The sequence below is a fragment of the Sphingobacterium sp. CZ-UAM genome, assembly GCF_002000245.1.
GTDB lineage: Bacteria > Bacteroidota > Bacteroidia > Sphingobacteriales > Sphingobacteriaceae > Sphingobacterium.
Window position 1 is genome coordinate 50,387 of sequence record NZ_MTCM01000008.1, and the last position, 12,462, is coordinate 62,848.

The following is a 12,462-nucleotide window of genomic DNA, read 5'->3' on the forward strand; positions in this document are numbered from 1 at the left end:
TAAAAGACGCTATGGTTTATTATATTTTTTTGTAAATTAGCTTGTTACGTTTTTGGTTTTATCCTTGTAGCGGATCGGCTACGAAAATTAAATTATTATTGTTGCAAATATAAAACAAAGTTTTATATTTGTTTTTAACAAAACTTTAACACTTTTAACAAAGTTTTGGTGATGCCGCCTCTCTTCGCATTAAAGAGCGCAGAGACCTGAAAAACATTAAATGCCGATATATTTTTAGTTGACCTTCTGAAGTGGTCGACTGACTTATTGACTAACTAACTAACTAACTAACTAACTAACTAACGGCTAAGAGACAAAAGATTAAACAGATTGAAAAGTAAATTCTAACCAAGGTATTTTTATACCCCAAGAGCTAAATAAACATACTTAAATTAAACATAAACATATGAAACACAAACTACTCAGTTTTCTTTTGGGTGGTGCTATCTTGACATCGGTAGCATTTGCTCAAGAAAAGAAGGTTAGTGGACGAGTAACTGGTGCAAATGGCGAGGGGTTGCCAGGCGTAACCATCGTTATTCAAGGTACTAATCAAGCTACCCAAACCGATGCAAACGGTAATTATTCTATTAATGTGCCAACTGGAAAGATATTGATCTTTCGTTCTGTCGGATATTCCGATAAGACGATCACAGTATCCCCGAGCTCAAGGTTTTATAACGTAGAACTTAGCAATAATGATTCGGTACTAGATGAGGTTGTGGTAACAGGGGCAGGGCTTCAGGCGAGTCGTCGCTCTGTTGGTGTAACCCAGACGACCATTAAAGCCGATGATTTACAACAAGCCAAACCTACTAATATTGTTACGGGTCTGACAGGCAAAGTGGCCGGTTTGACCGTTCAGGGGGTAGGTAGTGGGGTTAACCCAAATTATCGTGTTGTATTGCGCGGTATGCGTTCATTAACGGGAAATAACCAAGCGCTCATCGTAATAGACAATATGATTTCACCCTCATCCATGTTAGGGAATTTAAATCCTGATGATGTCGAAGATATCACCGTACTGAATGGAGCGTCAGCAGCAGCTCTTTATGGGTCTCAGGCTTCAAATGGTGCATTAATCATCAAGACTAAAAAAGGAGCTTCTTCTCAAGGTTTAGAGGTTACAATAGATAACACGACGACCTTTGAAAACTCGGTATTTCTGCCTAAAATGCAGAAATTATTTGGATCAGGGGCAGATAAATACGTGCAAATTTTTCTACCTTATGAGAACCAACAATATGGTCCTCGATTCGATGGTTCGAATGTCCTCATTGGGGACCCTCTCGAAGATGGACAGACGCAATATGGCGCTTATTCCTATAATGGTGATAAAGATGCTTTCTGGGAAACAGGGGTAACGAATATGACGAATTTATCGGTTGCGTCAAAGCTTGAAAAAAGTTCATTCCGCTTTTCTGGCCAATACCTTAACTCCACAGGAACGGTTCCTGGAGATAAATACACAAGAGCCGCAGCTCGTGTAAACGGGTCTCGGGAATTGAATGATAAATTGAATATTTCCTATTCGTCCTATTATGCACAAAATCGCTATGATCAGACGTCGGTGAATTCTTCGATATATGACGCTGTACTGAATCAACCGGGACATATCCCTTTATTAAGTTATAAAGATTGGAAAAATAATCCTTTTGCGGATCCTAGTGGTTATTATAATGCGTATTACAACAACCCTTACTTTGTTGCAGCAAATAATCGCCAGAACATTCGAAACGACTATTTTATGGGGAATGTCGATCTTAGTTTCAAACCATTGGAATGGCTGGATTTTACTGGCCGCGTTGGTTTGACTACGGCCAATCAGTCCTATAAATATACAACTGGAAAATATTCTTTTACACCTTATGCGGCTGGACTACATGGGTCATATAAAGCAAATAACATTACAGGAGGTGTTACCGATGGTTTTAATTACACTACAAACATTGCGTCGGATTTTATTTCGCATGCTACACATACCAATGGTGACTTTAAATTTGATTATACCTTACTTTTCCAATTTTTGCAGAACCAATATTCTGGTATGAATGCCTCGGTGAGTGGCCTTGTTATACCTGATATCTACAACTTAGGTAACTCATTAAATAATCCAAGTGCAGGACAATCTTCATACCTTGCACGTACCTTTGGTTTATCTGGAAAAGTTGATGTGGCCTATAAAAACTATTTGTACTTGAGCCTTACCGGACGTAATGATTGGGTTTCTATCTTGGATCCTCAAAATAGATCGTTTTTCTATCCGGGTGTTGCACTCTCTTTTGTCGCAACAGACGCGATTGAAGGTTTAAAGGATTTCGAACCTTTGAACTTTTTGAAGTTGATTGCAAACTGGTCAAAAGTGGGACAGGTTAACGTGGGAACAACATCAACCTTTGGTGCTTATGCTACAGTACCAACGTTCAGTCAAGGAGCAGGCTATCCATACAATGGCGTAGGTGGGTTTACGATTGGAAATCAGATTGTTCAGCCTGGATTGAAACCTGAAATGACTCGTTCAATTGAATTTGGATTTGAATCGCAATGGTGGAATAATCGAATTACGGCTAATGCAACTTATTTTAACAATAGAACGACGGATAACACTGTTCCTGCTATTATTTCTTGGGCGACTGGCTATAGTAATTATTTAGTGAATGCCGGTATTACAACAGGTAAAGGTATTGAATCCAAATTGACTGTAACTCCTATCAGAACTGAAGATTGGGATTTGACGTTAGGCGGTAATTTTACCTATATTGATAATAGAGTTGAAGCCGTAGGCGCAGGCTTGACACAGTTGGCCTTAGGAACCTATGGTGGAAGTACAGGCTCATATGCAATCGCGGGTGAAAAGTTTCCTGTAATCATGGGATATGGTTATAATAGGGATCCCGAAGGTCGAATTATTGTAGATAAAACTACAGGATACCCTACGAAAACGGAGAATCTAATCAACATGGGACCAGCTATGCCAACACATACCCTTGGTTTAAATTTGAGTTTATCATGGAAAGACTTGACATTCTATACAAGTGCTGAATATCGTACAGGAAACTACATCTATCATAGAGGTGCCGGCAGTTTTGATTTTTCCGGTTCAGGAATTAATACAGTAGGTTATGATAGGGAGCGTTTTGTTATTCCAAACTCTTCATATTGGGATGATGCGTCGCAATCATATGTCGCAAATACCAATATCACTGTGTATGATGGTGGGGCAGATTATTGGACAATGGGAAGTGTTAGAAGAGATATCGATGAAACTTATGTGACTTCTGCAGCATTCTGGAAAATACGGGAAATGTCTGTAACCTATAATATTCCAAAGACTTGGTTAGCTGGGCAGAATGTGATTAAAAGAGCTCGGGTAAGCGCTCAAGGCCGTAATTTGTTCTTATGGACACCAGCCACTAACGTTTATACTGACCCAGAATATTCTGACGGAAACGGATCATCTAATGGTAATGCAATTGGTTTGACGGGATTAAGTCAAACACCTCCTTCTAGATATCTAGGATTTTCCGTTAGCTTAACTTTTTAATTTTACTAAAATGAAACGAAATATTAAAAAATACATCATATTGGGATTGTCAGTCGCGCTTGGTGTGCCGACAATTCAATCCTGTAAAAAAGCTTTGGATATTAATACCAATCCCAACTCACCTACTTATTCAACACCCGAATTGGTATTACCTCAGGCGATGGTAGCCACTGCACAACAAGTACCAGGATTTAATACCTACGGTGGCCGTTTCGTCGGATATTATGCCACTTCAGGTGGCGTGTCCGGTTGGGGAGATATATTGACCTATGATTATGCGACGAGTGCATTTGGTGGCTTGTGGAGTGGAATTTACAATACTTTAACCGACTTGGATTACGTCGTTAAGAATACAAATGAGAATTCAAACTACAAAGATCTCAATCAGGCCGCTGTGGTATTAATGGCCTATAATTTTGCCAACCTAGTTGATACTTATAATGATATTCCTTATTCAGAGGCATTACAGGGGGCGGCATTTTTAACCCCTAAGTATGACAAAGCAAGTGACATTTATGTGGATCTCGCAAAAAAATTGGATGCTGCGGTCGCATATTTTAAAGCAAATCAAGCATCTGATGTATTTAAAAAATCTGATATTATCTTTAAAGGTAATAATACATCTTGGGCTAAGTTTGCGAACACATTGAAGTTGAGATTAGTACTTCGGGCAGGTAGCAAAGCAACTTTTGCTAATAAGACAATTGATCCTATTGGCGTAATTACTGATGATGTTATTGTTCAGCCAGGGTTTACGAAAATTGCGGGAAAACAAAACCCAATGTGGAATACTTGGGCTTACGGAGCTGATGGTGCTGCTGTTGGAACCTGGGGAACACAATTTATTCCAACACCATTCATTATGGCATTCTTCGATGGCTCTAAATTGTCGGATGAGGCCCGTGCCAGTTTATTCTTTGCGAATGGTATTTCTACAAATGTAAACCAGCTGGGTAATACAACGAACCCACCTGTAGGTGTTGCTCCTTCCGCTTGGGTAATGCGACCTGCTTCGGGAAGTATAAGCGCAACTAACTATCGCGGCTATGGGGCAATCAAAGGTCCGTCAGCTGGTCAACCTCTCATGTTAGGTGCCGAGGGGAATTTTCTTGGTGCGGAGGCAGTTGTTGAAGGTTTGCTAAGTGGTGATGCCAAAACTTATTTTGAAAATGGTATCAAAGCTTCTTATATTTATTTGAATAAGAACGAATCTGACGTAGTTGCAAACGGTGCTAATGCAAATACGTATTTAGAAAATTATGTTGCTGCAAATGAGGGTAAATATTTGGCTGACTGGTCCGCTGCTTCAACAAAGGACCAAAAGTTAGAGGCTATTATAACTCAGAAATATATAGCAATGAATTTTTTATTTGGTCATGAATCTTATAATGAATACCGCCGAATTGGATACCCTAAAATCACAGGTTCGAATGTCGCAGGGAATGCTAAGAACAACTTTATTTCAACAGAATCTCGCTCTACAGCTCCAGATAAAAATCTAGCAAGACTACCTTATCCAGCGAGTGAATTCAGTTACAATAGTGGTAATATCCCGGTTGTGGATAAATACACTTCTAAACTATTTTGGGCAAAATAAATGATTTGAAATGAAAAAGATTATAAATTATATAACGGTATTGTTATTACCGTTTTTACTAACAGGTTGTCTGAAGGACGATGCTATCATTGGACCTGATGCAGCGGGGAATGTTGAGAATATTATTGAATTTAAAAATTTTGTAGCACCTTCATCGGGAACTTCTAGTCGGTATCCGCTTTATATACAAGCGTTTGATATGGTTCCGACTACAGATTTTGCTGTGCCAGTGCAGATTGCAGGTGTCTACAATCCGAAAGCAGATGTTAAAATAACTGTCGAATTGGATAACAGTATTCTTACAGCATATAACAGTCAAAATAATGCAACTTATGTTCCTTTGCAAACAAGTAATTATACGGTGTCTTCATATGAAATTACAATTCCAAAAGGACAGAAAATAGGTAATTTAAATATTAAGTTTTTTCCTGAAAAGTTTGATTTTAAAGCGAACTATGCGTTGGGTTTGAAGATCAAATCGGTTAGCGAAGGAACAATTTCTGGCAATTTTGGCGCTATTGTCTTGGGTATAGTACCGAAAAACTTATATGACGGTATTTATACCGTTGAGAAAGGTGTAGTGCAACGTTACACAGGAGGTGTTTTAAATTCGGGAGACGCTTTAAACGGAAGTTTAGCTGGAAATCCAAATGTTACGCTTAAATCCATTGATGCAAATACAGTGGAAATTACAAATATGAGATGGGCAGGTGGAACTTCAGGTATTGCGGGTATCGATAATCTCCGTGCTACCGTAAACCCAACAACAAATGAGGTAACCATGTTCTCTATTGGTGGGCCGACATTGAAAAATATCGCTGGTAAGGTGAATAAATATGATCCAGCTACAAAAACTTTTACCTTGAATTTCGATTGGGCACAAACAACAAATAAACGGGAGATATTAGATCTTCAGATTAAATTTGATTCGGCTCGACCTTAAAAGGGTAATTTTTTAAAAATCTAAAGGCTATCATATTGATAGCCTTTAGATTTTTATGTTTTAAGAATCGTTAAGGGTTGTCTATATTTGTTCATTGTTTATAAACTGTTATCTTATGAAACTCTTTTATACATTAATTTCTCTGCTTGGCTTTACGTATGGATTTGGTCAGGAAAGGGGCGCTACCCCGAAGATGGGACAGGAGCAATTTGTTAAAAAGATCAATAGCGAGCTGAAATTGACCGATGCGGAAATGCAAAAGGATATAGCAGGCGAGGTTATTCTCGATTTTCGAATAAATGAAAATGGAAAAATAGATTCAATAGACGTCGTGCGTGATTTGGGCGATGGAATTGCTTTACGCTTGATAGATATTTTAAAGAGGAGCGGCGATTGGGCCCCAGCCCAAAAGGGAGGAGCGATTGTCGCTTCATGGGTGCGATTTCCCTATAGAGTTTTAAGTTTTAAAGACTCTGAGTCTTCATCGGTGACAAAAAAAGCGGACCCAGTGGAAGGAATGGAGGTGTTTATGGAAAAATTATATAACAACTTTCAATATCCCCCAGAAGCAATAAAAGCAGGGATATCGGGAGATTATGAGATAAATTTTGTGGTAAAGGAAGATGGGAAAATAACATCGGTTAAATTAAAGAATGACCCAGGTTATGGTATTTTAACAAGTGTGCAGAGAGCGCTCAATAAGTCTGGTAGATGGAAGCCAGCTAGCCAAAATGGAAGAGCTGTTCGTTCCTCTGTTGTAATACCACTTAAACTAAATCTTAAACAATTTAGAACACACATTTAAAAGGGAAATAGTTTAATTTTACAGCATAGAAGGCGCCTAAACATAGGTTATCTCCAAAAAAAAGTAGCTAATTTTTTGGAGGCACTATGATAGGCGCCTTCTCTTTATTTACGTGTTTTTTCGTTTGTGGAACAAGACTCTTTTTTTTGCCTAAACTCTATTTATCGTCTTTGATTAAATGTAGTACGGTATAGCTATTTTAACATAAACCCAGCTTGGTTCTTTTGTTAAAGTATTTTTTACCTAGTTTCCCTTGCTAACCATCTGCTTGACAGTTTTTATAAGTTATAAGCTAATAAAAACAAATTTGCTATCGACGAATTCAAACTCCCGCATTGAGAAGCTTCCACTACAACCGGTTAATTTTTCGAAACTTACATAATAGAACATTTCTTAAGGTACTTCTTGTATCTTCTATTTTACATACGATGCATTTACTTTCTTTAAAGTGTCTATCTGTTTACAAAATACAGTTAATTTAATATACTTAATATCAGGAACTTGCGGTTGTATTGATATTTAAATTTTATGTTAAAATTATGCATACATTGCAAATGTTAAAAAAAGTTATAAATTTGTATTTAACATTTTTTACTAATTGGCTTGGCTAATTTTTGTAAAATGTACTACTAACTAGCATATATTAATTATGGAAAGGCTACATCGTGCTGACCAAATTTTTTAGAAAGTAAACTTACTAATTTTAAATAAAACACATATATGAAACACAAATTACTCAGTTTTTTCGTGGGTAGTATGATCCTGACTTCAGTCGCGTTCGCGCAGGAGAAGAAAGTAAGTGGTCGTGTAACTGGAGCTGATGGTAAACCATTGGTCGGTGTAACCATTACAGTGCAAGGATCAACCGTAGCTACCCAAACAGATGAGAATGGTAACTATTCGCTATCTGTGCCAATAGGGAAAGTTATTGTCTTCCGTTCGGTTGGATTTTCAGATAAGACTTTGATTGTTAAAGAAAGACAATCTGCTTTCAATATTTCACTCGATAGTAATGACAATGAGTTAGAAGAAGTTGTTGTTACAGGTTATGGGGTTCGTCAAATCAAAGACGTTATCGGTTCTCAATCTACAGTTAAGGGTACGGCATTAGCTGCCGAATCCAACGTCAGTTTCGATCAAGCATTATCAGGTAAGGTTGCCGGTGTTCAGATTGGTTCGACGGGAGGTACATTAGGAGACGGAATTTCTGTTCGTATTCGCGGTGTAAACTCTATTTCGTCAAGCTCATTGCCACTTTATGTCATTGACGGTGTTCCTATGAATACGGTTGAAAATGTAAGTGAATTAAATAGTGGTGATGGAACTCGCTTTAATCCACTCTCAATGATTAATAGTAATGATATTGAGTCTATTGAGGTATTAAAAGATGCAGGTGCATCAGTTTTATATGGTTCCCGTGCAGCAAATGGTGTTGTTATGATTACTACTAAACGTGGTAAGAAAGGGTTTAACTCTGTCACTTTTGATTCTAAATTCATTTCAAGTAGAGCTTCTAATTTAGTTTCCCTTTTAAATGGAGATCAATTTATTCAAATCAACAATGAAAAGGCTGCGAACGGCGCTCCTAGATTTGGCGGGGTAACAAATGTAATCGCAAAAGAAAGTGATTTAAATGGTGACGGAGTAAACGATCGTACAAATTGGTTGGATGAGATTTATAGACAGGGAACCGGATTTGATAACTCGATGTCAGTTTCAGGAGGATCCGAGAGTGTTAATTATTTTGCTTCAGCTCGATATAACGATCAAAGAGGTATTTTGATAGGAAACGATATCAAAACTGGTCAAGCTAGAATGAATCTTGATTTAAAGGCTAATAGCTGGTTTAAGACTGGTGTTTCGTTATCTTACGCAAAAACTAAAAATAATGGAATATTAACCGATCGTTATATAAGTGGGGCAACTGTAGCGGGATTGAATGCTTTTCCTATCGTTTCACCTTATAATCCTAAAAACGATTTTGGTTATAATTTAAATGGTACTGGCTATTTAGGTCTAGGAAATAACATGACAGTTATTAATGGTGCTGGTATCACTGGAAACATTGCCAATCCATTAGCAACTACAAATCTTCAATTAAATCAAAATACGCCGGAGCAATTTTTAGCGAATATTTATGGTGAAATTACTTTATTGGAAGGCCTTAAATTTACCTCCAAGTTTGGCATAGATTATTTGCGCAACTATGAACATCAATATAGCCATCCAGCTGTAGGTGGATTAGGATATGCCTATAACGGATTAATTCAGGATTATTATAGAGATAACAATCTTTGGGTTTGGCAAAACTATGTGAATTATGATAAGACGATAAATGGATCTCATCGTATTTCTGCCACAGCTGGTGCTGAATATAATTATGCCAAACAAAAATTAACTTACGCAGGAGCGTCGAATGTGAGTGATCCGTATTTTACAGATATATTGGATAATACTTATACTGGTACTGTGCCTGGAACAGAGGATGTAATGTTGTTGTCAGGCGGAGGTTTATTTTCTACCGGATTAGAATCATATTTCGGGAGATTAGGTTATTCTTATAATGGAAAATATTTACTTGAAGCAGCATTTCGTGCAGATGCATATTCTGCGTTTGGAGTAAATTCAAAATGGGGATATTTTCCTTCAATATCAGCAGGTTGGGTAGCATCCGAAGAAGATTTTATGAAATCAATAGATTGGCTATCTTACTTCAAAGTAAAAGGAAGTTTTGGTAAAGTTGGTAATTCTAGAGGTATTGACCCATATGCAGCTAGAACTTTATATGCTGGTGGTGCTTACGCAAGTGAAAATGGATTTTCTGCTTATCAATTAGGAAATGCTAATTTGCAGTGGGAAACGACCAAAAAGTTTGATATCGGGGTAGACTTTAAAGTTGATAATGGTAAATATGGCTTCGTAATTGACTATTTTAATAACGATATTTCGGGGTTAGTTTTAGACGCTTCGCCGCTGTATACTGTGGGAGTTCCTAGAGGATCTATCTACACTAATATCGGATCAATGTACAATAGAGGTCTTGAATTTACATTTAACATGGAGACTGTGAAAACTGAAAATTTCACATGGAATACCTCATTAAATTTTACAGCAATAAAGAATCGAGTCAACGAGCTTATAACTGCTAATGCTGATATTCCTTCAGGAAATTCTGTAGCCAGTGTTGGACGTAGACTAGGAGAGTTTAAATTACTTCAATGGGCAGGTGTCGATGAACAAACAGGTAATCCAATGTGGTATTCAAAAGACGGCGTACGTAAGACATATAATCCTTCAGTAGCAACTGCCCAAAGATGGACCTTGGATGATGGAACAGTAACGACAGGAATCACTGCGAATGATGCTGTCTATACTGGTAAGAGTGGTATTCCTAAATTTTATGGAGGTTTAGATAATAATTTCCGATATAAGAATTTTGATATGGGAATTTCTTTGGTATATACTGGTGGGTACTATATATATAACTCAACCAGGGCTAATTTATTGACGAATAATTTCTTAAATAACAGTACCGAAATTTTAGATCGTTGGACAACACCTGGTCAAAAAACAGATGTTCCTCGTCTATTTCTAACCGATAATACAGCGAATCAAGCGTCAGATAGATTTCTTGAAAAGGGAGATTTCCTTCGTGCAAGAACAATTAGTTTAGGATATACGTTTGGCGGTAATAAGCTTAATAATGCAGGAATTAGATCTTTAAGGCTGTATGGTCAAGTATACAATGCGTTTGTAATTACCAGTTACAGTGGGCAAGATCCTGAGGTAAACTCAAATAGAAATAATTCAAATATTGCAGTTGGCGTAGATAGCCGTGCAGTTCCACAACCAAGAACTTATACATTCGGTTTAAGTCTTACACTTCAATAATCTAAATCAATGAAAAAAAATAACATAATATATAAAGCATTGTTGTTGGGAATAACTCTTTCCGCAACATCTTGTGGGAAACAGCTTTTTGAAGACCCGTATGCATATCTATCACCTGAGCAGGCTTTTTCAACACCGGATAGAATAGCTAAAAGTGCTACAGGACTGTATGATGCATTGCAAAATCGTGAATTTTTAGGCGGTAGGACGTTAATCTATGCTGATATTCGTGGAGCGGATTGCGGTGTAAATACTTTTTTTGGAAATATGCCTCAATTTAGTACTTTATTGTCTACTGATATAACCGTAAAAGACGCTTACCAAGGTGGCTATCGGACAATAAATGAAACTAATTTGTTTATCGAAAACCTAACTGCAAAACCAGGAGTTGTAAATGCGGCTCAGGAAGCTCAATATTTTGGAGAAGCGAAATTTATTAGAGCTTTAACATATTTTTATTTGGTGAATTTATGGGCTCAGCCCTATAATTTTACTTCTGGTGCTACACATGCTGGTGTACCTCTTGTGCTAAAAACTACATCAACACCATTTAGTGAAGATAATAATATACCAAGAGCTACGGTAAAAGAGGTTTATGACCAAATTATAAGTGACTTGTTGGCAGCAGAATCATCGCTACCAGCGTCTAGTGCACCTGAATTTTCAACTGTTGCTAGAGCTACAAAATCAGCTGCTCAAGCACTTTTAGCACGTGTGTACTTATATGAGGGTAATTATGCTAAGGCATTGGAATTTGCAAATAAGGTTATAAATACAAATAGCTATTCTCTGAACGCTAGCCCATTAGAAGCTTTCAGGAACACAACTACAGCCGAAAGTATTTTCTCTGTAGCTCATAATGGAGGCGATAATCCAAACACTAATAATGCTTTAGGTCAGCATTACTCTCCAAGTTTAAGAGCCGATATTCAGGTTTTACCAACTTATGTATCGTTAATGAGTGCTATCGACAAGCGTAAGACCGAGCTGATCACACAGAAGAATGGTGCATTCTATACACTAAAATATACTTCTGTGTCCGATTGGGCACCAATATTGAAATACAATGAAATTTTGTTGACTAAAGCAGAAGCTCTTGCAAACCAATCGACAGGGGTTAGTGCCGAAGCATTAGCATTGGTGAATGTTGTACGGCACCGTTCAGCCCCATCAGAAACCATTGTTGCAACATCTAAAGCTTCTCTTATCGAGGCAATTTTAAAAGAAAGACGGATAGAATTGGGGTTCGAAGGTCACGGTATCTTAGAATATTTAAGAACGAAACGGAATATTCCGGCACATAGTACTGTTTCAGAACAAATATATGGATCAGATTTTGTAGCATTGCCAATACCATTTGACGATATGCAAAAAAATCCAAATTTAGTTCAGAATCCTGGTTATTAATTTGTCAGGTAAAATTAATAAGGGGCGCTACGTTTAGAAGTGCCCCTTTTTTGTAAAATGGTTTTAAATAATGAATAAATCAGCGCATATTAAATACTGTGGTATTACCAAATCATTAATTTTATGTATATAAATTAATAGACTAACAATTTGTTAATACTAACTTAACATTGAGACTCTATTTTTACGGCGTTGAAATAAGGAGGCTTATAATTTTTAATAAGAAGCATAATCCTCTTAAAATTCATTCATTATATTAGAGATTATTATAATAC

General features: G+C 37.2%; 6 protein-coding genes. All 6 read left to right on the plus strand.

All coding sequences use genetic code 11. The features are described from left to right. Nucleotides 1-406 precede the first annotated feature (406 nt). Nucleotides 407-3,544, plus strand: a complete 3,138-nt coding sequence (locus BWD42_RS21960; protein WP_077438558.1) for a SusC/RagA family TonB-linked outer membrane protein — start codon at nucleotides 407-409, stop codon at nucleotides 3,542-3,544. 10 nt (nucleotides 3,545-3,554) lie between these two features. Beyond that, on the plus strand, nucleotides 3,555-5,141 hold the full coding sequence (locus BWD42_RS21965; protein WP_077438559.1) for a SusD/RagB family nutrient-binding outer membrane lipoprotein: 1,587 nt from the start codon (nucleotides 3,555-3,557) through the stop codon (nucleotides 5,139-5,141). A gap of 10 nt (nucleotides 5,142-5,151) precedes the next feature. Then, nucleotides 5,152-6,084 carry a DUF1735 domain-containing protein gene (locus tag BWD42_RS21970; protein WP_077438560.1) on the plus strand — a complete coding sequence of 311 codons (933 nt, stop codon included), beginning with the start codon at nucleotides 5,152-5,154 and terminating at the stop codon, nucleotides 6,082-6,084. Between the two features lie 115 nt (nucleotides 6,085-6,199). Further along, nucleotides 6,200-6,889, plus strand: a complete 690-nt coding sequence (locus BWD42_RS21975) for an energy transducer TonB (RefSeq protein WP_077438561.1) — start codon at nucleotides 6,200-6,202, stop codon at nucleotides 6,887-6,889. A gap of 720 nt (nucleotides 6,890-7,609) precedes the next feature. Further along, nucleotides 7,610-10,780: a SusC/RagA family TonB-linked outer membrane protein gene (locus tag BWD42_RS21980; RefSeq protein ID WP_077438562.1), complete on the plus strand. Its 3,171-nt coding sequence runs from the start codon at nucleotides 7,610-7,612 to the stop codon at nucleotides 10,778-10,780. Between the two features lie 9 nt (nucleotides 10,781-10,789). Beyond that, entirely contained in the window at nucleotides 10,790-12,187 is a 1,398-nt protein-coding gene (locus BWD42_RS21985; RefSeq protein WP_077438563.1) for a RagB/SusD family nutrient uptake outer membrane protein, read from the plus strand. Nucleotides 12,188-12,462 lie beyond the last annotated feature (275 nt).